The organism is Acetobacter senegalensis, from assembly GCF_001580995.1.
GTDB classification, from domain to species: domain Bacteria; phylum Pseudomonadota; class Alphaproteobacteria; order Acetobacterales; family Acetobacteraceae; genus Acetobacter; species Acetobacter senegalensis.
Genome location: NZ_LHZU01000140.1, coordinates 21859 through 46607 on the forward strand (window position 1 = coordinate 21859; position 24749 = coordinate 46607).

Here is a 24749-nt window from a genome sequence, read left to right on the forward strand (position 1 = left end):
AAAATGAGGGACCCAAGACAAACCCGTAACGACATATCTGAGTGAAACGTGGGCAATCCGGTAAGGTACCGCTTCAGGGCGGCCTGCCAATGCACATTTTCTTGAAATAGGCCCTTCGTTTTGCCTCCGAGATATCTCGACAGACAACCTGCCGAGTGCTTCAACACTCTTACGTTGAACATGCGGACCATTGGTTCATGAAGCCGTTGCTCATGACCTTGCCAGAATGGGATCGCATCATAGGGAGACACATTTGAACATGTCTTTACGAACTCACTTTCTCTCATCCGCCATGCGTGTCTGTGCGGGAATGCTGGTCATGGCCGCAGTGGCGCCGCATGGTCTGTCAAAAGCCTATGCGGCTGACGCTTTAGCTCAGTCGCAACCAGAACCTCTTCCCCTGCCTCCCTCTGTGCCGACGCCGCAGGATGTACCTTATGGCGGCACCATTAGCCTGAAGGTGGATGCAACAGACCTGCCACGTCATATCCTGAGCATGCAGGAAACCATTCCGCTTCCTGCGAATGTGGTGGAAAAAGGGGGGAACTTCACGCTCCTGTATCCCATGTGGCTGCCGGGTAATCATTCCCCTACAGGCACGATTGACCAGCTTGGCGGATTGAAAATACAGGCTGGGGGGAAACAGATTCCGTGGGTGCGGGATACTGTTAGTGTCAGCGCGTTCCATGTTCAGGTGCCCAAAGGAACGCATCAGCTTGAAGTATCCTATCAGTTGCTAACCCCGGTCTCTCCCAAGGAAGGCCGTGTGGTGATGACAGACGTCATGGTGAATGTGCAGTGGTCGGCTGTCTCCTTGTATCCGGCAGGGTATTTCACACGCCAGATCCAGTTCAAACCGCAGGTTGTGTTCCCTGTGGGCTGGTCTTATGGCACAGCCCTGCGGGCTGATGGCGCACAAAGTGGAAATACGATTACGTTCAAACCCGTTTCCTTTAATGTTCTGGAAGATTCTCCCATTTTTTCTGGAAAATATTTCCGGAAATTTGATCTGACACAGGATGACAAGGTGCCTGTGACATTGAATGTCATGGCGGATCGTCCGGAAGATCTGGCGGCAACAGATGAGCAGATCAAGGCGCATCGGGAACTGGTCCATCAGGCCAACCTGCTGTTTGGGTCACATCACTATGACCACTATGATTTTCTTCTGGCGCTGACGGACAAGCTGGGTGGCATTGGTCTGGAGCATCATCAGTCCAGTGAAAATAGCGGCCCCCGTGGATATTTTACCCATTGGGACAAGACATTTGCTGCACGCGACCTGCTAGCGCATGAATTTACTCATTCCTGGAACGGAAAATATCGCCGTCCGGCAGATTTGTGGGCGGCCAATTTCAACACGCCCCAGCGGGGAAGTGGCCTGTGGGTCTATGAAGGTCAGACCCAGTATTGGGGATATGTACTGGCCGCGCGTGCAGGGTTGATGACAGCACCGCAAGTGGAAGATGCCCTCGCCGAGGTCGCTGCGGTCTATGATGGCAGACAGGGCCGCACGTGGCGTCCGCTGATTGATACAACCAATGATCCAATTATTTCACAGCGTGCACCGCAATCCTGGAGAAGCTGGTCACGAAGCGAAGATTATTATTCTGAAGGCCAATTGATCTGGCTGGATGTAGATACGCTTATTCGCAAACTGTCCGATAACAAAAAATCCCTGAATGATTTTGCGAGTACGTTCTTTGGTACTCATAATGGCAGTTTTGTCACCAGCACCTATCAGTTTGATGATGTCGTGCAGGCTCTCAACGCCGTGCAACCCTATGACTGGGCAACATTTCTGCACCAGCGTGTGTATGATATTCGGGATCACGCACCGTTGGACGGTTTTACGCGCACGGGCACGCGTCTTGTCTTTACGGAAAAGCCGTCTGACTACATCACATCCTATTCCACACTGCGGCATGTGACGGATTTCCTGTTCTCGCTTGGTTTTAGTGTTGGCAAAAAAGGCGTGCTGGCAGAGGTTCTGTGGGGCAGCCCTGCATGGCAGGCAGGGGTTACGCGGGATCAGGAACTTGTTGCTGTAAACGGGCAAGCTTATGATGCTGATGATCTGAAGGATGTCATTACAGCAGCAAAAAGCAAGGATGGTGCGCCTATCAGCTTGCTTTTGCGGGATGGGGATAGCTTCCATACCGTTTCCATCACCTATCATGGTGGTTTGCGCTACCCGCATCTGGACGGAAAAATGGATGGTCTAGCGGCTATCCTTGCTCCTGTGGGCGGGCAGTCCTCTGCAGCGGACCATAAGGAGTAAAATGCTAGGGGATATAGGTCTTTTTTATGCCCGTATCCCTTCCATAACCGGAGAAGAGAGAGCACTGCATGGAACAGAGTCTTCATAGCGCGGAAAATGATGCGATAGATAAACTCTCGCCCACCAAGGTGCTCTCTTCCCAGCAGAATGATCTGAAGCAGGCTATTCGGACGTTCTGCCTGGCGCATCGGCAGGATGAGCATGCTGTCTTCCTGATAGAGGGGGATGCCGGAACAGGAAAAAGCATTGTTCTGAATTCTATTTTTAATGAAATACAATCCCTCTCTCGGCAGAAGGAAAAAAACAGCCCCTTTTACGGAATGCAGAATTATCTTGTTGTCAATCATCCTGAAATGATGAAGCTGTACAAGAATATATCAGAACAGTTTCCGTATCTGAAGAAAAAGGATTTTGAACGCCCAACAACCTTCATCAACAGGATGCAAAAGGCCGGAAAGAGGGCGGATATCCTGTTTATTGATGAAGCCCATCTTCTGTTGACCCGAAGCGACAAATACAATCATTTTGAACAGAACAATCATCTGGAAGAACTGATCCGGCTTTCCCGTATTACGGTTGTTGTTTTTGATGAAAAACAGGTTCTGAAATTCAAGAGCTGCTGGAACCGTGACCTTCTGAAAAAACTTGTTGGCCCCTACCCTGTGCAGACATATTTTTTAACGCAGCAGTTCAGGGTTCAGGCAAATGCGGATGTACAGGAATGGATAAGCGCCTTCTGCCAAAAAATTATTCGGCCGATGCCCGCAAAGCAGACGTTTGACCTCAGGTTTTTTGATGATGCACAAAGTCTGTATGATGTTCTGTGTCGCAAAAACGCAAAACATGGCCTTTCACGCATGTTGGCGACATATGATTACCCCTACAGGCTGGATGGGCATGACCATTTCATTCATGAAGGCCGGTTTCACCTCCGATGGGATCGGTCCAAGCCCGATGAAAAACTTCCTTGGGCCGAGCGGCCGGACACTATAGAAGAAGTGGGATCAGTCTATACCGTTCAGGGGTTTGACCTGAACTATGTCGGGCTGATTCTGGGGCCCTCCGTGCTGTATGATGCCTCGACAGATGGCATCCGTATTGACACCAGCAAGTATGAAGATGGGGCCGCTTTTGCCGGGCGGGACGGTCTGACTGACCCGGAGAGTGTGAAGGAACGGATCATGCTTAATGCCATGAATGTGCTTATGACGCGTGCCGTGCATGGGCTATATATTTATGCGCATGACCCCGCACTGCGGCGCAAACTGATGGAAATTCAGGCCGAACGGGACTACGCTTCCTCCCGTGTTACAAAAAGTCTGGTGCCTGAGGGGTGAGCCTTTGGAGAGGATGCATGGCTGCGTCCACTCTTTAGCGAAGGCTCTTCTGGTGCTTTTGGGGCATGTGAAGGCCCCGCAGTGTGACACGGTACGCCAGAACACGGTTTTTTCTTTTATACAGGACTTGTCCTGTCCCCATTCTGGTGCCAACTGATGAGAAGAAACGGACTCAGCAGAGAAATCAGGACCCCTTCCCATGTTTATTGAAACTGAAGACACTCCTAATCCCGCTACGCTCAAATTTCTTCCAGGTCGCCCCGTGATGGGCGATGCAGGCACCATTGATTTCATTGATGCCGACTCTGTGGCCGGGCGCTCCCCTCTGGCGGATGCATTGTTCGCTATCCCCGGCGTTTCCCGCGTATTTCTGGGCAATGATTTTGTGTCCATCACCAAGGCCGATAGTGAGGACTGGTCTGATGTGCGTGCCAAGGTGCTGGCAGCACTGGTAGACCATTTTGTAGCCGGTTTCCCTGTTGTGGCGGAAGGCGTGGGTATTACGGAAGAACCCATTGCCCCGGAAGACAAGGAAATTGTCGAACAGATCAAGGAACTGCTTGATACGCGCGTGCGCCCGGCTGTGGCGGGAGATGGTGGTGATATTGTCTTCCGTGGATACCGGGATGGCGTGGTGCGTCTGACCATGCAGGGGGCCTGTTCCGGGTGTCCGTCTTCCCGTGCAACATTGAAGCACGGCGTGGAAAACATGCTGCGCCATTATGTGCCGGAAGTTGTCGGCGTAGAGCAGGTGGAGGGCTGAAAAGCGCTTCCATCTTTCCGTCTGCACGCCTCTGACCTAAAAGAGAGCAGAAACTGAAACCCCTGCATCGGTAGGGATGTGGAGACGGAACAGAGATGCTGGATGAAAGCGGGCTGGATATTCTTTTCCAAAAGGCGCGTACGCCTCGGCGGTGGATGGCCCGGCCGGTCGAGACGGATGTTTTGCGCCGCCTTTATGATCTGGTGAGTCTGGGGCCAACATCCGGCAACTGTAGCCCAGCCCGCTTTGTGTTCATTACCGGGTCTGACGGACGGGAAAAGCTGCGGCCCGCGCTTTCCTCCGGGAATGTCAATCGCGTCATGGGTGCGCCCGTTATTACCATTGTGGCGCACGATCCCCTGTTTTTTGATCAACTTCCCCGCCTTTGCCCCAGTGAGGAACTGCGCTCCTGGTTTGCTGCGGATGTGGGGCTGGCGGAAGAAACAGCCTTCCGGAATGGCACCTTGCAAGGTGGCTACATGATTATGGCGGCTCGTGCGCTGGGGCTGGATGTACTGCCGGTTTCCGGTTTTGATGCCTCTTTGGTGGAGGACGCCTTTCTGGCGGATACCGGATGGCGTGCTAACTTCCTGTTGTGTCTTGGCTATGGGGATACGGAAAATCTGCCTCCCCGCGCGCCGCGTCTGGCGTTTGAAGAAGCCTGTCGTCTGCTGTGAGCATGATTTCACGTATTCTGGTTCTGGATGGCAGTGCGGCAGGCGATGCTGCATGCGGTCTGGCAGCGTGTGTCTCGGTAGGGAGTGAGGGCGCGTATGCCCTGATTGCCCAGCAGAAAGCGGCAGGAAAACAGGCGGCGGAAGGTATCGGGCTGCTGGCTGGGCAGGCTCTTGCACAGGCAGGCTGGCAGGCTGGAGCACCCTTGCAGCCACAACTGGTAGCGGTCGTGGTTGGTCCTGGGTCCTTTACGGGGTTGCGGGCTTCCTGTGCCACAGCGGCGGGATATGCGTTGGGGCTTGGTGTGCCCGTTGTCGGCGTTACGCGGGGCGAAGTCCTGCGGTCTGTTCTTGATACAGAAGTAAAGAAGGCTGACGGCTTGCAAGGCTGGCTGCTGGTGACGGCTGCGCGTAAAGGCCGCGTGTTTGTGGAAACTGTGACAGGCGTGCAGGCCGTGGCGTTGGCGGACTGGCAACCGCCTGAAGACCGCTGGCTGGTGGCTGGTGATGCAGCGACGTCCCTCCCTATGCCAGCAGGCACGGTGCTGTCCGAGAGTGCAACTCCCACAGCAGAGCAGATTGCCGCTGCCGCGTTGGCTCGTCAGAAAGGGGAACTTGGCCCTCGGGAGGCGTTACCCCTCTATGTGGACCCTCCGGAGGCTAAATTGCCTGCTGCGGGTTTACGCTCGGCTCCGGTCTGATGCCTGGCGTCGGCGGGAGTGCGGCCAATGGAACTTCTTTGGAGATCCTGCCGGTTTCAGAGCCCCATGGTGGGCTTTTGGCGGCCCTGCATGCCGCCAGTTTTCCTCCGGCTGATCAGTGGGATGAAGACGCCATGCAGAGCCTGCTGTCTTCGCCCGGCGTGGCTGCGGCAGTCGGGGTGAAGGATGGCACACCTGCTGGCTTCATTATGATCCGGTCTGTTGCGGGAGAAGCTGAAATTCTGACCCTGTGCGTGGTGCCTTTCTTCCGGCGGCAGGGCGTTGCACAGGCCTTGCTGGCGTGGGCTTTGCTGACAGCGCAGACAGATCAGGTTGAGCAGATGTTTCTGGAAGTCTCGGTTCTGAATGCAGGCGCAAAAACATTGTACGAAAATGCGGGTTTCGCAAAAGCAGGGCTGCGCCGGTCTTATTATCCTGACGGATCGGATGCGCTGGTGCTGTCTAAACGCCTAGATGACTGAAGCACCGGGGTAGATTCGGGGCAGATCAAAATCGTGTTTTGATGCGAATGCAATGAAGCCTGCGCCGGGGGGACACTTTCTATCGTATGGTTACGACGGCATCGTGCCCGGTGTCATGATGATCGGGATTTTTTTTGTGTGCGGCCTCTTCTCTTTTCAACAAAGAGGAAGGCGCATTCTGTCATCGTTATTGGTCTGTTGTCTCTTCTGAACCGTTGTTCATGATTGCTTGCCGGTAAAGCGGCTCAAGTATAACCTCTGATCAGACAGACGGATTCAGCCTCATGTATGCAGACACCAGTTGTCTCGGTCTGGGAGCAACTGGGTCAGTTTTGTAAAACCCGGCGCAGTTTTTGTGCGCCGGTCAAAAGGGGTCAGAGTGCGCGAGCGCCAATATCTGTGCGCCATTGTGCGCCGTCCCATGAAATGGCTTTGACTCCTGCATAGGCTTTGTCTCGTGCTTCCTGCACCGTGTTGCCGACAGCACAGACTGACAAAACGCGCCCACCGGCAACAACCAGTTCTCCTGCCGCATTTTTTGCTGTACCAGCCTGAAAAACCGTTACATCTTTCAGGGCATTGGCATCCGCGATGCCGGAGATAACGGCCCCGGTAAGGGCTTTGCCGGGATAGCCTTGCGCTGCCATTACAACGCTGATGGACGCCTGATCGGAAAAAGTGATGGGCGTGGCATCAAGCTGGCCATCGGCCAGAGCTTTCAGGGCAGGCAGAAGATCGGAGGTCAGGCGGAGCAACAGGGCCTGAGCTTCGGGGTCTCCAAAACGCACGTTATATTCAATCAGTTGCGGGCCTGCATCTGTCAGCATCAGCCCGGCAAAAATCACGCCCCGGAAGGGGGTGCCACGGCGTGCCATTTCCTTCAGCATGGGGCGAACCATGACATCCAGCGCCTGTTCCTGTGCCGCCCGGTCAAACCCGCGCGGAGGGGAAACGGCCCCCATGCCGCCCGTATTGGGGCCGGTATCTCCATCGCCAATACGCTTATGGTCCTGCGCCGCGCCAATGAGTGTTGCGGTTTCTCCCGAGCAGAACGCGAACAGCGAGACTTCTTCTCCCACCAGGCAGTCTTCAATCACCACGCTGCGTCCGGCATCGCCCATGCTGCCCTGTGTCATCATGTCGCGCACGGCGTCTTCCGCTTCGGCAAGTGTCTGGGCCACAACAACGCCCTTGCCTGCTGCCAGACCATCCGCTTTGACAACGATGGGCGCACCGCGTTCCTGTATGTAGGTCAGTGCGGCATCCACGCTGGTAAAGCGTTCGCCCTGTGCGGTGGGAATACCCGCAGCGTAGCAGATTTCCTTGGTGAAGCTCTTGCTGCCTTCCAGCCGGGCGGCGGCGCGGGTGGGACCAGCGCAGGCGATTTCGGCCTTGGCGCAGGCATCTGCAAGACCGGCTACAAGCGGGGCTTCCGGGCCCGGTACAATCAGGTCAATGGCCTGTTCCTTGGCAAAGGTGATCAGCGCCGGCACGTTTTCTGCCCCAATGGCAACATTCACGCCATGTTTGGCCGTACCGGGGTTGCCGGGCGCAATGAACAGGGCTGTCAGGTGCGGTGAGCGGGCCAGTGTTGCGGCCAGTGCATGTTCCCGTCCGCCTGATCCAACCAGTAATACCCGCATTGTTTTCTCCCGCATGTAAGGTCTGCTCTTTCAGGGCGAGCGTCTGTAGCATAGATTGCGCTTATGGACGAAGGCTTTGCAGCAGGCGCACCCGCAGGGAATGTGCCGGAATATACCGTTTCAGAAATTTCGGGGGCCATCAGGCGCACGCTTGAGGGCACATTCGGCCGCGTGCGGGTGCGTGGGGAGATAACGGAGTTCAAACGTTATCCTTCCGGCCATGTCTATTTCTCTCTCAAGGATGAACGCGGCAAGATTGCGGGTGTGGTCTGGCGAGGGTCTGTCTCCCGCCTTGGGCTGGTGCCGGAAAACGGGCTGGAAATTATCGCAACCGGCAAGATTTCCGCCTATGGCGAACGCTCAAGCTACCAGCTTGTTGTGGAACGCATGGAATATGCGGGTGAAGGCGCGTTGCTGGCCCGTATTGAACGCCTGCGCCTGAAACTGGCGGAAGAAGGGCTGTTTGATGCTGAGCGCAAACGCCGTTTTCCGCTTCTGCCGCAGGTGATCGGGGTTGTGACCTCCGCGCAGGGCGCGGTGCTGCATGATATCCGGACCACATTGGCCCGTCGTTTTCCGCGCCAGTTGCTGGTGTGGCCTGTGGCTGTGCAGGGTGAAGGTGCCGCTGCGCAGGTGACAGCCGCCATAAACGGTTTTTCTCAGTTGGATGGCACAGGTCCGGTGCCGCGCCCGGATGTGTTGATTGTGGCGCGTGGCGGTGGCTCGCTGGAAGATCTGATGGCCTTCAATGATGAAGGCGTGGTGCGCGCGGCAGCGGCCTGCACCATTCCGCTTATCTCCGCCGTGGGGCATGAGACGGACACCACCCTGATTGATTTTGCGGCGGACCGGCGGGCCCCCCCCCCCACCGCCGCTGCCGAAATGGCTGTGCCCGTTCGTACCGAACTACTGGCAGACCTTGAACACCGTGGCGCGCGTGCGTTGGGGGCTCTTTCTCGGCAAATGCAGACGGCGCGGTTGCGGTTGGACCGCGCGGCGGCGGCGCTGCCCGACCTCCCAGCCCTGCTGCAAACAGCCCGTATGCAGCTTGATGATCGGGGGCGCAGGCTGGATGTCGCGTTGCCGGGGTTTGTGCAGAAACAGCGGGCCGCGCTTGTAGCGATTGAGCGGCATATGCCTTCGGTAGAGACATTGCTGTCTGCCCGGCGGACCCAATTGGCCCTGTTGGGAAATGGCCTTCTCAATGGGTTGCGGCACGGTCTGCAGGGTAAGGAAGCGCGGCTGGGCCGGGTAAGGCTTTCCCCTGCTCCGCTTGCCGCACTGGTGCGGGAGCGGCGGGTGGCGCTGGCAGGCTCAGGAGGGCAGTTGGAAGCAGTTTCCCCCAAGGCGGTTCTGGCGCGAGGCTATGCGTTGGTTACGGCGGAGGGGCAGCCCGTTACATCGGCTCGGGCCCTGAAAACAGGCGAGCAGGTAATACTTACTTTTGGGGATGGAAGTCAGGATGCCGTGATTGGCCGCAGGAAAGCCGGTGAACGCGCACAGGGGCTTCTTGACCTGTAAGGCCACGTGCGGGCCTTGGAGTTTGAGGCGGTTTAAGAGTATCACGGCACAAAGAGAAACGGGGCTGCAAGGCCCGACCTGAGTGTAAGGGAAGAGCGCATGTCCATCCGTTTTATGACCCGTGCCACGGGCTGTCTGGTTCTGGCTTTGCTGGCAGGGTGTGCGGCCCAGCCACAGCATACCGCCTCCCGCATACCATCGCAGAGTTTTGCGCCAGGCATGGTGTCAGATGCCCCCCACCCGGATGAAAGCAAGCTGACGAATGATCCCTCCGCCCCGGCCAATACGCCCTTGTGTGGTGTGGCTGCGCGGGAGGCTATTGCCGCGGCAACGCAGAATTACCCGCAGCCGCTCGGGTCCGGAAACAGTTGCGTGCAGAATGCGTGCTTCAACCCCCAGACTGGCACTTATATTGCCGCAGATGGCACACCCCGCGTCTGCCGTTGATGCAGCCGTAGGAGTTTGGGCTGCGCTGTGAGCGCTTTAATTGCGTGAAGCAGACTTTTCGACGCAGCGTTTTGCTGATAGGAAAGACCCAGCCGCGAGAGTGACGGAATGGTAGACGTAGTCGGCTCAAAATCGACCGCCGCAAGGCATAGGGGTTCGAGTCCCCTCTCTCGCACCAGAGCTTGTCTCACTTCCCAAGACCGGACAGGGCGATGACCGTTTTAGATTCCGTAGTTTCCTCTCGTCCGGCTACGCGCCCCGCTAATCCGTGCTTTTCCTCCGGGCCATGTGCAAAGCGGCCGGGGTGGAGCGTATCTGCTCTTTCTGGCGCGCTGACAGGCCGTTCTCATCGCTCGGCAGAAGGCCGTGCGCGGCTGGGGGATGTGATAGAACGCTCCCGCACCATACTGGGCGTACCAGAAGGCTGGCGGATCGGTATTGTTCCCGCTTCTGATACGGGCGCTGTGGAAATGGCGCTGTGGTCTCTGTTGGGGCCGCGCCCGGTAGATGTGCTGGCGTTTGAGAGTTTCTCTTCCCTTTGGGCGCAGGATATTGTCTCCCAGTTGAAGCTGGAGAATGCGCGTGTGCTCAAGGCGGATTATGGCGCGCTGCCTGCGCTGTCTGACGTCAATTGGGCGCATGATGTTGTCCTGGCCTGGAACGGCACAACGTCAGGTGTCTGCCTGCCGTCTGCTGATGTGATTCCGGCGGAGCATGACGGGCTTGTGATCTGTGATGCTACATCTGCCGCTTTCGCCATGGATTTGCCGTGGGACAGGCTGGATGTGGTGACGTGGTCCTGGCAGAAAGCGCTTGGCGGTGAGGCTGCCCATGGGATGCTCGCCCTCTCACCCCGTGCTGTGGAACGGCTGGAGCAGTTTCAGACATCACGGCCTCTGCCCAAGATTTTCCGCCTTATGGCCAAGGGCGCGCTGATTGAAGGGATCTTCAAGGGAGATACCATCAACACACCTTCCATGCTGTGTGTGGAAGATGCGCTGGATAGCCTGAAATGGGCAGCTTCTGTTGGCGGGCTTGAAGGACTGAAAGCGCGCAGCCGGGCCAATCTGGCGGAAGTGGCAGCATGGGAAGCCAGAACGGACTGGGTTTCCTTTCTGGCAGAAAATCCGGCCGAGCGTTCTTCAACCTCCATCTGTCTGCGGATTGTGGCCCCGTGGTTTCTGGCGCTGGAACGGGCCGAACAGATGAAGGTGGTCAAGAAAATGACCGCAGTGCTGGAAAAAGAAGGCGTGGCGTTTGACATTGCCAGCTATCGCGATGCACCGCCCGGCTTACGGATCTGGGGTGGCGCAACGGTGGAAGCCAGTGATGTGCGCGCTCTTCTGCCCTGGCTTGACTGGGCATTTGCAGAGGTGTCTCCGGCCTGAAAAACGCCTGAGAGAAAAACATATACTCTTGAAAAACCGGTCATTGTGGCCGGTTTTTTTTATGGCATACCGCAGAACTCCGATAATGGATGGCATCCTAGAGGCTCTGTAAGCCGGAACACATATGCGTTTTTGGTTTTGCCCCTGAAACAGGGTGGACGTGCGAAGAAAATCGACGCATCGTTCGGGAACCAGCTTGAAAAAGCATAGACCCAAAAACAAAGTGCAGACTCATGGTATCGTGTTCCTTACCCCTGAAATCTGGAAAAACTGAACAGCGCACATCGTGGTGCGGACGCCTTGTGGCATCGGGCTTTCTGGCCGGGCTTCTCTCCGGCACAGCGTTTGCAGCACCGGTGCCAGCTTCTGTGCCGCCATCTGATCCGCTCACGGTGCAGACAGGCACGGATATTCCAGCAAAGGTTGCCTTCCCTGTTGCCGAACAGCAGCGCGATTACATCAAGCGTGTTGCCATGGTGCCAATGCGAGATGGCGTGAAGCTTTATACGGTTATTGTTATTCCCAAGAATGTGCGGAATGCCCCCATTCTGCTGACCCGTACGCCTTATAACGCCAAAGAGCGGGCAAACCGTACGCCAGATGCACTGACCATGCGGGAACTGCTGCCGCAAGGGGATGATGTCTTTGTAGAAGGCGGCTACATCCGCGTGTTTCAGGATATTCGCGGGAAATATGGCTCGGAGGGTGATTATGTAATGACCCGCCCGCCACGTGGCCCGCTGAACCCCACAAAAACGGATGAAACCACGGATGCGTGGGACACCATAGACTGGCTGGTGCATAACGTTTCGGAAAGTAATGGCCGTGTGGGGATGACCGGATCATCCTACGAAGGGTTTACGGTTGTTATGGCGTTGCTGGCCCCGCATCCCGCGCTGAAAGTCGCGGCACCTGAAAGCCCGATGGTGGACGGCTGGATGGGGGATGACTGGTTCCATTACGGTGCTTTCCGGCAGGGCACGTTTGATTATTTCACCTCGCAGATGACCGTCAGAGGAAGCGGGGATTCCATTCCGCGTAAAGATGCTGACGATTATACCAATTTTCTGAAAGCTGGCTCTGCCGGAAACTTTGCGACACAGGCGGGGCTAGACCAATATCCGTTCTGGCAGCGGATGCATGCCCACCCGGCTTATGATGCCTTCTGGCAGGAGCAGGCGCTGGATAAACTTCTGGCCCAGAAAAAACCCACCGTGCCCATGTTGTGGGAGCAAGGGCTGTGGGATCAGGAAGATATGTGGGGAGCCATTCACACATGGCAGGCCTTGAAGGATGCAGATGTCAAAGCCCCCAATACGCTGGTCATGGGGCCGTGGCGGCATAGTGGCGTCAATTACAATGGTTCAGAACTCGGCCCGCTGTCCTTTGAGGGGGATACCGCGCACCAGTATCGGAAAGATGTGTTCCGTCCGTTCTTTGATGAATATCTTAAGCCGGGCAGCGCATCCGTGCATTTGCCCGATGCCATCATTTACAATACGGGTGACCAGAAATGGGATTATTATCGTTCCTGGCCGTCAGTTTGTGAAACTGAATGCACAAATAAACTGACCCCTCTTTTTCTGGCCAGTGGGCATAGCCTGAGCTTTACGCATCCGGACAAGGATGACGCAGACAGCTATGTCTCTGACCCCGCACACCCTGTTCCCTTTCTGGCTCGGCCATTTGCATTTTCCATGGGGCCGCGCTGGAAAAGCTGGCTGGTGCAGGATCAGCGGGAAGCGGAATCCCGCCCTGATGTGCTGACTTATGAAACAGAAGAACTTGATGCGCCTGTGCGTGTCAGTGGTGTGCCGGTAGCCGATCTTTTTGCGGCAACAACGGGCACGGATTCAGATTGGGTGGTCAAGTTGATAGATGTTCAACCAGCCGCTACGCCGGATAACCCTAAAATGGGTGGGTATGAACTGCCTGTTTCGATGGACATTTTCCGTGGCCGGTATCGTGCCAGTTTTGAAAAACCGGAAGCCATACAGCCCAATACCACGCAGCATTATCATTTCACGTTGCCAGCAGTGAACCATGTGTTTGGCAAGGGCCACCGTATTATGGTGCAGATCCAGTCTTCCTGGTTCCCGTTGTATGACCGTAACCCTCAGAAGTTTGTGCCAAACATTTTTGATGCCAAAGCCGAGGATTATACGGTTGCTACTCAGAGCATTCACCATGGAGGAAATGCCTCAACGGCCATTCTGCTGCCCGTTGTGAAGGCTGATCAGAACCCGTAAGAAGAGTGCTAAATAAAATCATGTGATTTTCAAGAACCAGCTTTTCGGGAACAAGGCGCATCAGGCTCTGATGCGCCTTGTGTTGTATCTGAGAGACGGTTCTGCACGGAGACGAGAAAATGACCAAAGCGACAGTTCATATGGCCCGGCTGACAGCGGCAGAAATGCGGGAGGCCGTTGTCCGTAACCCTGTTATTCTTTTGCCGCTCGGCAGTTTTGAAGATCAGGGACCGCATATGCCCATGGGTGACTATCTTCTGGCGGACGCAGTAGCCGAACGTATTGCCCAGAAAGCGACACAGGCAGGGCATGAAACCTATGTTGCTCCGGTTCTACCCTTTGGTGGTGAAGATTTTTTTGGATACATGCCCGGTGGCATCGCTCTTTCTCAAACCACACTTCAGGCTGTCCTGTCAGATATGCTTGAAAGTCTGCTACGCCATGGCTTGACGCGTCTTGTTATTCTGAACGGGCATGGCGGAAATTGCACCATGATCCATGATGTGACGCATAGCGTTATGAAGAAAAGTGGAATGATTATTCCCAGCTTTTACCTCTGGCGTGTGGCTGCAACAATAATGCCGCATATCATGGGGAAGGAAAAAGCGGCCTTATCTGGCGGCCATGGTGCGAACCCTTTGACCAGTATTGGTATGCATCTGCTACCAGAGTGCATCAAACCGGAACGTCTTATTGCGCCGGATTCAGAAAAAACAGCGTGGGGTTTAAAAGTTGTTGATTTTGGAACGGTTGATCTAAACGGGGTTCCGGTTTCCATTCCCCTGGAAGGGGACAGCACGGCAACGCACGGTGTCGGGAAAGGGAATCCTCATTTGTGCTCGGCTGAAGATGGTGAGAGGTTGACTGCAAAGCTGGTAGAATACGGTGTGCAGCTTGTGGAGCATGTCATTAAGAAAGCTCCTGAAAAAAACGATTTCAAGAACGATATTTTCAATATTTGACGAATGTCAAAAGGCGGCAGATAACCTGCCGCCTTTGCGTTGATAACCTGTTACAGCCAATCAGGCTGGCGCATCAATTGGCACGACATTGATCAGCTTTTTGTTTACAAATTCTTCAATGCCCATCATGGCCAGTTCCCGCCCATAGCCTGAGCGTTTTATACCCCCAAACGGCAGGTCCGGCCGGGTCCATGTGGGGTGATTGACATACACCATGCCAGTGCTGATGCGTTTAGCAACATCCACCCCGCGTTCCGTATTTTGCGTGAAGACAGAACCACCCAATCCGTATGGGTTGTCATTTGCCAGGGCAATGGCTTCGTCTTCATCCTTCACCCGGAAGAACAGGGCAACGGGACCAAAAAATTCCTGATAAAATGCAGGATTATCTTTTGTGATGTCTGTCAGGATGGTGGTCTGAACAAACGCGCCCTTGTTTGGCGGAGCAGGGCCAACCCTGTGGGCAGTCGCACCGTGTTTAACAGCATCTTCCACCTGCTCGTTCAACTGGTCCGCCGCACTCTGAGAGGACATGGGAGGCACGCCTGTGGCATCATCAGATGGATCACCAGGGGAAAGCTTGGCCAGTTCTTCGCTAAAGCGTTTGAAGAACGTATCGGCAATCTTATCAACTACAATAATGCGTTTTGCAGCCACACAGCATTGGCCACCATTATTCATACGGCCCCACACCGCCCACTTGACCGATTTTTCAAGGTCAGCATCTTCCAGCACAATAAAGGCATCGCTGCCACCAAGTTCCATGGTGGTTTTTTTCAGGTTCTTGCCTGCCTGCGCTGCAACTTTGGCTCCTGCACCTTCACTACCCGTCAGGGCAATACCCTGCACGCGTGGGTCATCAATCAGGGCTTCAAGCTGCTCGCGTGTGGCAAACAGGTTGGTGTAAAGCCCTGCCGGAGCACCGGCATCATGGAACAGTTTTTCAAATGCGGCCGCTGCCTGAGGAACAATGGAGGCGTGTTTGACCACCACAACATTCCCGGCCATCAGATGCGGCCCCGCTACGCGGGCGAGCTGATAGTAAGGGAAGTTCCACGGTTCAATGGCCAGAATAATGCCTAAGGGCTGGCTGACCACCATGGCGTCATCACCGCGTTCTGCACCGCCGGGCACTTTTTGCGGAGCCAGAAATTTTTCTGAATTCTGGGCGTAGTAATCAAGAATATCGGCAGAAAGGTCCACTTCTGCTTCGGCCTCACGCTTGAGTTTTCCCATTTCAAGCGTGAGGAGTTTTGCATAATCCTCCTTCTGCTCACGCAGCAGGGACGCAGCCCGGGCAATAATTTTGGCTCGGTCTGCAAAGGAGGTCTGAGCCCAGCTTTTGTATGTGGTCTCCGCCTGATCCAGAAGGGTCTGAAGTTCTCCGTCTTTCAGATCAGGAAAGGTAGCGATCGTCTCATTGGTGTATGGATTAACAGTCTTGTAAGCCATTTCCAGAGCCTTTCGGTTCCCCTTGACGGAGATCAGGCGCGAAAGTCGATCACGATACGGCCTTCGACCTTTCCCTCCTCAAGGCGTGTGAAAATATTGTTTATGTTCTCCAGCCTGTCGGTCTGGGTCACGGAAGTCACTTTGCCCTCTGCAAAGAAGGAGAGAGCTTCAATCATATCGAGCCGGGTTCCCACAATGGATCCGCGAATGGTGGTGCCTTTCATCACCATATCGAAGATCGAAATTGGGAAATCTCCCGGCGGCAGTCCGTTCAGAACCAGCGTGCCCCCTGCCCGCACATAACCCATTGCCTGTGAAAAGGCTTTTGTGGAAACAGCGGTAATCAGGCCGCCATGCACACCCCCAACCTCTTTCTGGATGAAGGCGGCGGGATCTGTCGTCCTGGCATTAACGGTCAGAGCTGCGCCAAGTTTCCGGGCGGTAGCCAGTTTTTGATCATCAATATCAACAGCAATCACATTCAGGCCCATGGCCACGCCATATTGCACGGCCATCTGGCCCAGGCCGCCCACACCAGAAATGGCAACCCAGTTGCCAGCTTTGGTGTCTGTCATTTTCAGACCTTTATATACCGTCAGCCCAGCGCACAGCACCGGGGCAACTTTCACGGGGTCTATCCCCTTGGGCAGGCGGGCAACATAGTTGGGGTCTGCCACCACATATTCGGCAAAGCAGCCGTTTACGGAATAGCCGGTTTCCTGCTGTTTGGCGCACAGGGTTTCCCATCCGCCCAGACAATGTTCGCAATGGCCGCAGGCGGAGTAAAGCCACGGCACGCCAACTTCATCCCCCTCCTTCACCCAGGTTACGTTGCTGCCAACCTTGGTGACAACGCCTACGCCTTCATGGCCCGGAATAAAGGGAACGGTAGGCTTCTTGGGCCAGTCGCCGCTCGTGGCATGCAGGTCTGTATGGCAAACACCGCAGGCCGTCATTTTTACCAGAATCTGGTCTGGCCGGATGTCGGGAATGTCCAGTTCTTCAATGGTCAGCGGTTTGCCGAATTCATGAACAACAGCGGCTTTCATTTTTCCTGACATAGTTCCTTAACTTTCATTCTTTATCTTATTCTTACAGGCCACCTGCGGGGCAGGCAGAGGCCCTCCCTGCCGGTTTTTGGCTGGAAGAACAAGAGGGGGCTTTCGGGCTAAGAGATTGAAAAGCATGAATTCTACAGCCCTTGTGGTTGAAAGATCGTGTTGCCCCGCCAACTGCCAGGAACGGAGCGGAAAGTCAGTTGGCGTGGTCGGTGCCGGGCTTCTGGTGCGTGAAGGTTCTCTGTGGTCGGGCGGATGCTTCAACGTCAGGCTTCCAACTGGTTTTTTACCCCCAAGAAACCACCACACATCTCTTATCCCGGCAGCGTTTTTTCGCGGTCATTCACTCTGAGCGATACAGATGCTTCTGCGGCTTCTGGTGTTTTTCACGCTGTTTTTGGAGGCCATGGCTCCTATTCAACTCTATCTCTTTCTGAATTACGCCGGCCCATGCAAAAAGCTGCATTGACCTGTATCAAAAAAAGCCACGTTTCCTTTCTAGGGCAGACATGACTTATAGAAAGCCTTGTTTTGAAAAGAGATTTCCTGCCCTTGAAACAAAGGTTTCATGGTTGCCATGAACCGGCAGGAAGAGCAGAGGACAGCTTGATGGAACTGAGTGTAAAGACCCTGGGTAATCTGCCCACAACGGTCGTGATGTCTGATTATGACCGCAGCACGGTGCGGCCGGGCATTGCTCATCTGAGCGTCGGCAATTTTCATCGTGCTCATCAGGCTGTGTATGTGGATCGTGTTCTCGCTCTGCCCGAACAGGGGGGCTGGGGAATTGTTGGTGTCGGTCTGCTGGATACACCCGCAGAAGCAGCGAAGGCTGCGGCATTGCAGGCGCAGGACGGTCTTTACACTCTTACGGAATGCCCGGCGGATAAACCGGATGTGGTGCGGGTGATCAAGTCCCTGATGGAGTATGTTCACGCCCCGGCTGATCGGGCTGCGGCCATCCGTCGTCTGGCTGATCCGGCTATTCGGGTGGTCACCATGACTATTACGGAAGGCGGCTATTATATGGATGAAGCTGGACAGTTCATGCACAGCCATCCCGATATGGTGGAGGATCTGGCACGGCAGGTTCCCCATTCTGCTTTTGGTGTCATGGCGGAAGCCCTGCGGTTGCGACGCGAGGCTGGCATTGTGCCGTTTACCGTATTGTCGTGCGATAATGTGCCCCATAACGGGCATGTGGCGCGCAAGGCTCTGGTGGGCTGGGCCGAACAGCGGGATAAAGATCTGGCTGGCTGGATCAGCCAGAACGTGGAGTTTCCTTCCTGCATGGTTGATCGTATCACGCCCGCTGTGCGGGAAGCTGATATTCAGCGTCTGGATGCCGCAAGCGGTATAGAAGACCGCGCTCCGGTTTATTGTGAAGATTTTATTCAGTGGGTGGTGGAAGATACGTTTCCCTCAGGCCGCCCTGACTGGGAGAAAGTGGGTGTTCTGTTTACACAGGATGTTGCGCCCTATGAGCAGGTGAAACTGCGTATGCTCAACGCAACCCATTCCATGATGGCGCTGCCCGGTGTGTTGATGGGATACCGGGTTGTGAGTGATGCCATGCAGGACGCCAGTCTTTACGCTCTGCTGCAGCAGTTTCTGGGGTTTGATGCGGAGCCTCTTTTGCAGGCTCCTCCCGGTATGGCGTTGCAGGAATACGGGGCGCTGCTGCTCTCCCGTTTTCGCAACAAGGCCATAAGTGACCAGCTTGTGCGCATTGCGTCTGATAGCGCCTCCAAGCTTCCGGTTTTTATAAGGCCTACCGCGTCAGGTGTTGTTGCGCAGGGGCGTGACGCGCGCCGGATAGCCTTTTTGCTGGCCTGCTTTTGCGCCTATCTGGCAGGGCGGGATGAAAAGGGTGCTGCGTATGATGTACTGGAACCGCACCTGACAGAGGAGGATAAAAAGCTGGCATTTGATGCTGACCCAGCCAAGGCATTGGAGATGAGTGTTTTCTCTGGCTGGGATCTGGAAAAATCAGATGCGTTTGTCACGCAGTTTGTAGAAATGCGGCAGGCCCTTAAAGCACAGGGTGTTCGGAAAACCCTCGAAACCGGCGTTCTGGCCTGAGGGTTTCTTTTGGGCTATTCTTTTAATTGAGAGAACGGCGCCCAGCAGCGGCCATCTCGTGCCAGCAGGGCGGATGCTGAGGCTGGGCCGTCCGTGCCCGCCTTGTAAGGTTCGGGCGGCGTAGGGTCTTTGGCCCACGCCTTTAGAACCGGGTCCACTGCCCGCCAGGCGGCTTCTATATTATCGGCACGCTGAAACAGGGTGGCGTTGCCTTGCAGACAGTCATACAGCAAGGTTTCATACCCAACATTGGGTATGCTGCCGAAGGCTTGTTCATACCGGAACTGGGAAACAACTTCCTTCACTATGGTTTCCGGGCCTGGCTGCTTGGTATTGAAGTGCAGATCCGCTCCTTTTTCCGGACGAATATTATAGACAAAGCGGTTAGGAGTCTGGGCTGCGCCCTCCGCCGTATGAAAAAGCGGATGAGCTGTCTGTTTGAACTGCACCACAATTTCCGTCACGCTGGAGTCCAGCGCTTTGCCCGTGCGCAGGTAAAACGGCACGCCTTTCCAACGCTTACTGTCAATTTCGATCTTCAGCGCAGTATAGGTCTCGGTCCGGCTGTCGGGGGAAACGCCCTTGCTGTCCCGATACGCGGGAAGGATGCGCCCCTTTATCAGGCCAGCTTCATATTGGCCTCTCACGGCATTTTGGGGAGAAATGGGCCGGATGGCCTCAAAAACCTGCTGCTTGGCGTTTCGAATGGCTTCTGGTTCCAGCGATGTTGGGGGTTCCATGGCTACCAGCGCCAGAATCTGGAACAGATGGTTGGGCACCATATCCCGCAGGGCTCCCGTGGCGTCATAGAACACGCCGCGGCCTTCTACTCCCAGTATTTCTGCGGCGGTAATCTGAATATGATCAATATACTCGCACCGCCAGAGTGGATCGAACAGAAGGTTGCTGAAGCGGAGGGCAAGCAGATTCTGAACGGTTTCTTTCCCCAGAAAATGATCAACCCGGTAGATCTGTGATTCCTGAAGGAAGGAGAGCAGGTGCGCGTTCAGCGCCTGAGCGGACTGGAGATCCGTTCCAAACGGTTTTTCGATAACCAGTCTGCGGAACCGATTGTCTGTTTCCTTTAAAAGACCGGCCTTGGCGAGCGTTTCTGCCGCAGGCTCAAAAAAACGCGGTGGCGTGGCCAGATAGAAAACAGCATTCCGATCGCCAATATCCCGAGCAAGGGTGCTAACAGCGTCAACTGACGTAAAATCCAGTGTCTGATACGTCATGCGCTCGGTAAGCCAGGACCAGGCGGTTTCATCTATTTTGGGTGTATAGAATTCCGCATGGCTGTCCTGAGTGAACGTCTCCATCTTGGCGCGCAGGGAGGCTTTCCATGAGGCGGATGTCAGGTCTTCCGCGCTGACGCCAATAATCCGGAAGTCATCAGGCAGGAATTTGTTACAGGTGAGGTCATACAGGGCCGGAACCAGCAGCCTGTGGGTCAGATCTCCCCCCGCCCCGAGAATGACCAGCGTGCCAGCCGGTGCCGGTTGCGTGGCGGCCGGGGCAACAGGAGCCCCCGCCGGGATGCATGTGGGTGAAAGCTGAACCAAGACCGCTCTCCTTTATGCGTGGGCGACTCCACAAGGGGCGCCTTTTGAAAAACAGGGCTTTTTATGGTCCTGCCGGGAGAGGAACAATTCCATTTATGTCCAGTTTGGTCTAGGTTCGCCGCCCGGTCAGGCATTCAACAAGAACAGAAGATAGGGAACGTTATGGGGTATCGGGTTGCAGTTGTCGGAGCCACAGGTGCGGTTGGGCGTGAAATCTTAAAGACACTGGCGGAGCGGGAGTTCCCGGTTGACAAGATTGTGGCCCTGGCATCTCCCCGCTCTACCGGGCGTGAGGTTTCCTTTGGCGATAAGGTTCTGAAAGTACAGAACCTTGAAACCTTTGACTTTACGGGGTGGGACGTTGCCCTGTTCTCCCCAGGTGGGGCTGTTTCCGCCAAATATGCGCCGGTTGCCGCCAAGGCAGGGTGCGTGGTGATTGATAACACCTCCCACTTCCGTATGGAGCCGGACGTGCCGTTGGTGGTGCCGGAAGTGAACCCGGATGCCCTGAAGCGCATGAAGCGCAATATTATTGCCAACCCGAACTGTTCAACCATTCAGATGGTGGTGGCGCTTAAGCCCCTGCATGATCTGTTTACGCTCAAGCGTGTGGTTGTGGCCACGTATCAGGCCGTTGCGGGCGCGGGCAAGGACGGCATGGATGAGCTGTTTGCCCAGACTCGGGGCAGTTTTGTGAACGATCCGCCCAAGATCGAACAGTTCCAGAAACAGATCGCCTTTAACTGCATTCCGCAGATTGACCGCTTTATGGATGACGGCGCCACCAAGGAAGAGTGGAAAATGGCCGTGGAAACCAAGAAGATTCTTGATCCCGATATTTCCGTGATTGCAACCTGTGTGCGGGTTCCGGTGTTTATCGGTCATTCTGAAGCGGTGGTGGCCGAATTTGAAGAACCTGTGGATATCAAGCGTGCGCGTGAAGTGCTGCGTGAGGCAGATGGCGTGATTCTGCGCGATGAGCGTGAAGACGGCGGGTATGTGACTCCAATTGAATGCGTTGGGGAAGACGCAACCTATGTTTCACGCCTTCGTGTCGATCCCACTGTTCCTAACGGTCTCGCATTCTGGTGTGTGTCCGATAATCTGCGGAAAGGTGCGGCTTTGAACGCGGTTCAGATTGCTGAAACCATGATCGCCCTGGACCTCCTTCCCAAACACGGCTGAGTGAGGCGGCCCCGCCTCTCGGTGTCGTGTTGCCTGGTTGAATTGACCACTCTGCGGGTGGGGCGTAGGACGAAATCAATGCAGAAACGCTGGCACTAAGCCAGTGTAGGGATAGACGGACGGGATACGAGGCTGACAATGCAGGATATCCGGAAGGCCCTCTACGTAGGGAGCCGAAGTGACGGCAGACTCATTCAGCGGCCTATGTCGCCGCATCTGCAAATTTACCGCTATCGGCTCTCCATGGTTCTTTCCATTTCGAACCGATTGACCGGTGTTGCAGCAACAGCGGGAGCGGCCTTGGGCGTGTTCTGGCTTGCCGCCGCCGCCAAGGGGCCGAAATCTTTTGAAACGGCACGCAAGGTTACAGGTAATCCGGTTGGCCAGCTTCTGCTGGTGGGATGGCTGGCTTCTGTTGTGTACCACACGGTGGGCGGCATCCGCCATCTGATCTGGGATAGCGGTTACCGCTATGACAAGACGGAAATCAACAAGGATGGGCCGGTTGCTGTTGGTGTTACCGCTGGGGTGAGCACGGTTCTGGCCGGTGCCCTTCTGTGTGTGGCGGGTGGCCGGGCACGTTCCCGCGCCAAGGCAAGGAAGGCAGGCTGACATGAACGCTTCTGTTTCTCATATCGAGGTCATGCGCTCCCAGCTTGGCCGAGCACGTGGGCTGGGCGCAGGTGGATCAGGCGTAGGGCACTGGTGGGCGGAGCGTGTTTCCGCAGCGGCTCTTCTTCCTCTTTCAACGTGGTTTGTCGTTCAGATGTTCCGTCTTGGCGGGGCTGATCACGCGGAAGTGGTGAAATGGGGTGGCAAGCCGGTGAACGCCACAATGCTTACCGCACTGATCATCACCACATTCTACCATGCCCAGATGGGCCTGCAGGTGATTGTGGATGATTACGTGCATGGCAAGGCGCACCTGCCCACGCGAATTCTGGTGAAAATCGGAACGTCTCTGATCGGACTTCTGGGCGTGTTTGCGGTCATCAAGCTGGTGGCGGCGGGCAACAGCCAGAAATCCTGAAAAAACTCTGAGCCTTGTGCCGCCTGCCTGACAGGATATGCGCGGCACGAACCTGAAGACATGACAGGCCGAACGCACATGGGAGCGCCGTCACGATGAATGCCAATACCTCTCCGTCACGGGGAGCCTACCGGATTATTGACCACGCTTATGATGTTGTGGTTGTGGGTGCAGGTGGATCCGGCCTGCGTGCTACGCTGGGCATGGGGGCTGCTGGCCTCAAAACTGCCTGCGTGACCAAAGTTTTTCCCACACGGAGCCATACCGTTGCCGCCCAGGGGGGTATCGGGGCCTCTTTGGGAAATATGGCGGAAGATAACTGGCGCTGGCACATGTATGACACCGTAAAGGGGTCTGACTGGCTGGGTGATCAGGACGCCATTGAATTCATGTGCCGTGAGGCCGTGCCCGCCGTGCAGGAACTGGAACATTTCGGTGTGCCGTTCTCCCGCACGGAAGAAGGCAAGATTTACCAGCGCCCGTTTGGCGGCCATATGAGCGATTACGGCAAGGCCCCTGTGCCACGTGCCTGCGCCGCCGCCGACCGTACCGGCCATGCCATTCTGCATACGCTGTACCAGCAGTGCCTGAAACATAACGTTGAGTTCTTTGTCGAATACTTCGCCATTGATCTTATTATGGATGATGAAGGCGCCTGCCGTGGTGTTGTGGCGTGGTGTCAGGATGATGGCACGATCCATCGTTTCAATGCCAAGATGGTTGTTCTGGCAACCGGTGGATATGGTCGCGCCTATCAGTCTTGCACCTCAGCCCACACCTGCACGGGTGATGGCGGCGGTATGGCCATGCGTGCTGGCCTGCCTACGCAGGATATGGAATTTGTGCAGTTCCACCCGACTGGTATCTACCCCGCCGGCTGTCTGCTGACGGAAGGTTGCCGTGGTGAAGGTGGGTATCTGACAAATTCTGAAGGCGAGCGCTTCATGGAGCGTTATGCGCCAACGGCCAAGGATCTGGCATCGCGTGACGTTGTTTCCCGCGCCATGACCATCGAGATCAAGGAAGGCCGTGGTGTTGGTCCGAAGAAAGACCACATCATGATGCATCTGGAGCATCTGGGGTCTGATCTGCTGCACCAGCGTCTGCCGGGCATTATTGAAACCGCCCGTATCTTTGCTGGTGTGGACGTGACCAAGGAACCTGTGCCGGTTCTGCCGACCGTGCATTACAACATGGGCGGTATTCCTACCAATATTCATGGTGAAGTTGTCCGCCCAACGGCTGATAATCCTGATGCCGTTGTGCCGGGCCTGATGGCGGTGGGTGAAGCCGCCTGTGTGTCCGTGCATGGGGCTAACCGTCTGGGCACGAACTCCCTGCTCGATCTGATCGTGTTCGGGCGTGCGGCGTCCAAGCGTGCAGCAGAAGTTGTGAAGCCCACGGACTTTGTAAAACCTCTGCCAGCAGGGGCAGGTGAAGCCGCACTCGATCGTCTGGACAAGCTGCGTTATGCCAAGGGTGGAACCAAAGTCTCCGCCATGCGTGATCGTCTCCAGCGTGACATGCAGACCCATGCCGCCGTGTTCCGTACGCAGGAAAGCCTGCAGGAAGGCGTGGACAAGATTCACGAAATCTGGGGCGGTTTGGGTGATATCTCCGTTTCTGACTCATCACTGATCTGGAACAGTGATCTGATGGAAGCTCTGGAGTTTGAAAACCTTCTGGCCAACGCGACAGTAACCCTTGAAAGCGGTCTGGCCCGGCACGAAAGCCGTGGCGCCCACGCGCGGGATGACTTCCCTGACCGTGATGACAAGGAATGGCTGAAGCATTCCGTTTCCTGGCTGGATGACAAAGGCAGCGTGTCGCTGACTTACCGTCCGGTTCATATGAAGACACTCACCAATGATGTTGAGGTCTTCCCACCCAAAAAGCGCGTTTACTGATCTGTCGGCACGAACGGGCGAATAA

The 24749-nt window shown here is 55.6% G+C and carries 20 protein-coding genes and 1 tRNA gene; 17 read left to right on the forward strand and 4 right to left on the reverse strand.

Going from position 1 to position 24749, the window contains the following annotated elements; all coding sequences use genetic code 11:
- Window positions 1-259: 259 nt before the first annotated feature.
- From AD948_RS12540 to AD948_RS12565, 6 genes are all read left to right on the forward strand, one after another.
- Window positions 260-2281 carry a M61 family metallopeptidase gene (locus tag AD948_RS12540; protein ID WP_408736070.1) on the forward strand — a complete coding sequence of 674 codons (2022 nt, stop codon included), beginning with the start codon at window positions 260-262 and terminating at the stop codon, window positions 2279-2281.
- 68 nt (window positions 2282-2349) lie between these two features.
- Window positions 2350-3618 carry a DUF2075 domain-containing protein gene (locus tag AD948_RS12545; protein WP_061472245.1) on the forward strand — a complete coding sequence of 423 codons (1269 nt, stop codon included), beginning with the start codon at window positions 2350-2352 and terminating at the stop codon, window positions 3616-3618.
- 199 nt (window positions 3619-3817) lie between these two features.
- Window positions 3818-4381 carry a NifU family protein gene (locus AD948_RS12550; RefSeq protein ID WP_006557834.1) on the forward strand — a complete coding sequence of 188 codons (564 nt, stop codon included), beginning with the start codon at window positions 3818-3820 and terminating at the stop codon, window positions 4379-4381.
- Window positions 4382-4476: 95 nt separating this feature from the next.
- A complete protein-coding gene (locus AD948_RS12555) occupies window positions 4477-5058 on the forward strand; it encodes a malonic semialdehyde reductase (protein ID WP_006557835.1) in 582 nt (193 codons plus the stop codon).
- A 2-nt stretch (window positions 5059-5060) separates the two neighbouring features.
- Window positions 5061-5756 carry a tRNA (adenosine(37)-N6)-threonylcarbamoyltransferase complex dimerization subunit type 1 TsaB gene (gene tsaB, locus AD948_RS12560; RefSeq protein WP_061472246.1) on the forward strand — a complete coding sequence of 232 codons (696 nt, stop codon included), beginning with the start codon at window positions 5061-5063 and terminating at the stop codon, window positions 5754-5756.
- On the forward strand, window positions 5756-6238 hold the full coding sequence (locus tag AD948_RS12565) for a GNAT family N-acetyltransferase (protein ID WP_248846018.1): 483 nt from the start codon (window positions 5756-5758) through the stop codon (window positions 6236-6238). Before tsaB ends, AD948_RS12565 begins: the two co-directional genes overlap by 1 nt.
- A gap of 374 nt (window positions 6239-6612) precedes the next feature.
- Here AD948_RS12565 and purD read toward each other — a convergent pair whose 3' ends face one another.
- A complete protein-coding gene (gene purD / locus AD948_RS12570; RefSeq protein ID WP_211264485.1) occupies window positions 6613-7896 on the reverse strand; it encodes a phosphoribosylamine--glycine ligase in 1284 nt (427 codons plus the stop codon).
- Between the two features lie 48 nt (window positions 7897-7944).
- On the opposite strand from purD, the gene xseA reads away from it, so the two are divergent.
- From xseA to AD948_RS12600, 6 genes are all read left to right on the forward strand, one after another.
- The gene (gene xseA / locus AD948_RS12575) at window positions 7945-9402 is read left to right on the forward strand and encodes an exodeoxyribonuclease VII large subunit (RefSeq protein ID WP_061472247.1); all 1458 of its coding nucleotides are present in this window, start codon (window positions 7945-7947) and stop codon (window positions 9400-9402) included.
- 99 nt (window positions 9403-9501) lie between these two features.
- Window positions 9502-9849 carry a hypothetical protein gene (locus AD948_RS12580; protein ID WP_035378931.1) on the forward strand — a complete coding sequence of 116 codons (348 nt, stop codon included), beginning with the start codon at window positions 9502-9504 and terminating at the stop codon, window positions 9847-9849.
- Window positions 9850-9943: 94 nt separating this feature from the next.
- Window positions 9944-10027 (forward strand) — tRNA-Leu (locus AD948_RS12585).
- 34 nt (window positions 10028-10061) lie between these two features.
- Window positions 10062-11237 carry a phosphoserine transaminase gene (locus tag AD948_RS12590; protein WP_058987713.1) on the forward strand — a complete coding sequence of 392 codons (1176 nt, stop codon included), beginning with the start codon at window positions 10062-10064 and terminating at the stop codon, window positions 11235-11237.
- Window positions 11238-11470: 233 nt separating this feature from the next.
- Window positions 11471-13486 carry a CocE/NonD family hydrolase gene (locus tag AD948_RS12595; RefSeq protein ID WP_248846019.1) on the forward strand — a complete coding sequence of 672 codons (2016 nt, stop codon included), beginning with the start codon at window positions 11471-11473 and terminating at the stop codon, window positions 13484-13486.
- Window positions 13487-13605: 119 nt separating this feature from the next.
- Window positions 13606-14448 carry a creatininase family protein gene (locus AD948_RS12600; RefSeq protein ID WP_061472249.1) on the forward strand — a complete coding sequence of 281 codons (843 nt, stop codon included), beginning with the start codon at window positions 13606-13608 and terminating at the stop codon, window positions 14446-14448.
- 60 nt (window positions 14449-14508) lie between these two features.
- On the opposite strand, the gene AD948_RS12605 is transcribed toward AD948_RS12600, so the two are convergent.
- Window positions 14509-15900, reverse strand: a complete 1392-nt coding sequence (locus AD948_RS12605; protein WP_006557551.1) for an NAD-dependent succinate-semialdehyde dehydrogenase — start codon at window positions 15898-15900, stop codon at window positions 14509-14511.
- A 32-nt stretch (window positions 15901-15932) separates the two neighbouring features.
- On the reverse strand, window positions 15933-16961 hold the full coding sequence (gene adhP / locus AD948_RS12610; protein WP_061472250.1) for an alcohol dehydrogenase AdhP: 1029 nt from the start codon (window positions 16959-16961) through the stop codon (window positions 15933-15935).
- A 606-nt stretch (window positions 16962-17567) separates the two neighbouring features.
- On the opposite strand from adhP, the gene AD948_RS12615 reads away from it, so the two are divergent.
- Window positions 17568-19040, forward strand: coding sequence for a mannitol dehydrogenase family protein (locus AD948_RS12615; RefSeq protein ID WP_061472251.1), 1473 nt, complete (start codon window positions 17568-17570; stop codon window positions 19038-19040).
- Between the two features lie 14 nt (window positions 19041-19054).
- Here the strand turns inward: AD948_RS12615 and zwf are convergent, their stop codons facing one another.
- On the reverse strand, window positions 19055-20602 hold the full coding sequence (zwf, locus tag AD948_RS12620; RefSeq protein ID WP_061472252.1) for a glucose-6-phosphate dehydrogenase: 1548 nt from the start codon (window positions 20600-20602) through the stop codon (window positions 19055-19057).
- A 162-nt stretch (window positions 20603-20764) separates the two neighbouring features.
- Here zwf and AD948_RS12625 point away from each other — a divergent pair, with 162 nt between their 5' ends.
- From AD948_RS12625 to sdhA, 4 genes are all read left to right on the forward strand, one after another.
- Window positions 20765-21787, forward strand: a complete 1023-nt coding sequence (locus tag AD948_RS12625; RefSeq protein ID WP_006557557.1) for an aspartate-semialdehyde dehydrogenase — start codon at window positions 20765-20767, stop codon at window positions 21785-21787.
- A gap of 138 nt (window positions 21788-21925) precedes the next feature.
- The gene (gene sdhC / locus AD948_RS12630) at window positions 21926-22399 is read left to right on the forward strand and encodes a succinate dehydrogenase, cytochrome b556 subunit (RefSeq protein WP_035378917.1); all 474 of its coding nucleotides are present in this window, start codon (window positions 21926-21928) and stop codon (window positions 22397-22399) included.
- A gap of 1 nt (window position 22400) precedes the next feature.
- The gene (sdhD, locus tag AD948_RS12635) at window positions 22401-22817 is read left to right on the forward strand and encodes a succinate dehydrogenase, hydrophobic membrane anchor protein (RefSeq protein ID WP_006557559.1); all 417 of its coding nucleotides are present in this window, start codon (window positions 22401-22403) and stop codon (window positions 22815-22817) included.
- A gap of 95 nt (window positions 22818-22912) precedes the next feature.
- On the forward strand, window positions 22913-24724 hold the full coding sequence (gene sdhA / locus AD948_RS12640) for a succinate dehydrogenase flavoprotein subunit (protein WP_006557560.1): 1812 nt from the start codon (window positions 22913-22915) through the stop codon (window positions 24722-24724).
- Window positions 24725-24749 lie beyond the last annotated feature (25 nt).

Coding starts and splice junctions, on each gene's coding strand:
- AD948_RS12540 (WP_408736070.1), top strand. CDS start 260: ATGTCTTTACGAACTCACTTTCTCTCATCCGCCATGCGTGTCTGTGCG.
- sdhA (WP_006557560.1), top strand. CDS start 22,913: ATGAATGCCAATACCTCTCCGTCACGGGGAGCCTACCGGATTATTGAC.
- AD948_RS12555 (WP_006557835.1), top strand. CDS start 4,477: ATGCTGGATGAAAGCGGGCTGGATATTCTTTTCCAAAAGGCGCGTACG.
- tsaB (WP_061472246.1), top strand. CDS start 5,061: ATGATTTCACGTATTCTGGTTCTGGATGGCAGTGCGGCAGGCGATGCT.
- adhP (WP_061472250.1), bottom strand. CDS start 16,961: ATGTCAGGAAAAATGAAAGCCGCTGTTGTTCATGAATTCGGCAAACCG.
- AD948_RS12625 (WP_006557557.1), top strand. CDS start 20,765: ATGGGGTATCGGGTTGCAGTTGTCGGAGCCACAGGTGCGGTTGGGCGT.
- AD948_RS12565 (WP_248846018.1), top strand. CDS start 5,756: ATGCCTGGCGTCGGCGGGAGTGCGGCCAATGGAACTTCTTTGGAGATC.
- AD948_RS12615 (WP_061472251.1), top strand. CDS start 17,568: ATGGAACTGAGTGTAAAGACCCTGGGTAATCTGCCCACAACGGTCGTG.
- sdhD (WP_006557559.1), top strand. CDS start 22,401: ATGAACGCTTCTGTTTCTCATATCGAGGTCATGCGCTCCCAGCTTGGC.
- purD (WP_211264485.1), bottom strand. CDS start 7,896: ATGCGGGAGAAAACAATGCGGGTATTACTGGTTGGATCAGGCGGACGG.
- AD948_RS12580 (WP_035378931.1), top strand. CDS start 9,502: ATGTCCATCCGTTTTATGACCCGTGCCACGGGCTGTCTGGTTCTGGCT.
- AD948_RS12600 (WP_061472249.1), top strand. CDS start 13,606: ATGACCAAAGCGACAGTTCATATGGCCCGGCTGACAGCGGCAGAAATG.
- sdhC (WP_035378917.1), top strand. CDS start 21,926: ATGCAGGATATCCGGAAGGCCCTCTACGTAGGGAGCCGAAGTGACGGC.
- xseA (WP_061472247.1), top strand. CDS start 7,945: ATGGACGAAGGCTTTGCAGCAGGCGCACCCGCAGGGAATGTGCCGGAA.
- AD948_RS12595 (WP_248846019.1), top strand. CDS start 11,471: ATGGTATCGTGTTCCTTACCCCTGAAATCTGGAAAAACTGAACAGCGC.
- AD948_RS12605 (WP_006557551.1), bottom strand. CDS start 15,900: ATGGCTTACAAGACTGTTAATCCATACACCAATGAGACGATCGCTACC.
- AD948_RS12590 (WP_058987713.1), top strand. CDS start 10,062: ATGACCGTTTTAGATTCCGTAGTTTCCTCTCGTCCGGCTACGCGCCCC.
- AD948_RS12545 (WP_061472245.1), top strand. CDS start 2,350: ATGGAACAGAGTCTTCATAGCGCGGAAAATGATGCGATAGATAAACTC.
- AD948_RS12550 (WP_006557834.1), top strand. CDS start 3,818: ATGTTTATTGAAACTGAAGACACTCCTAATCCCGCTACGCTCAAATTT.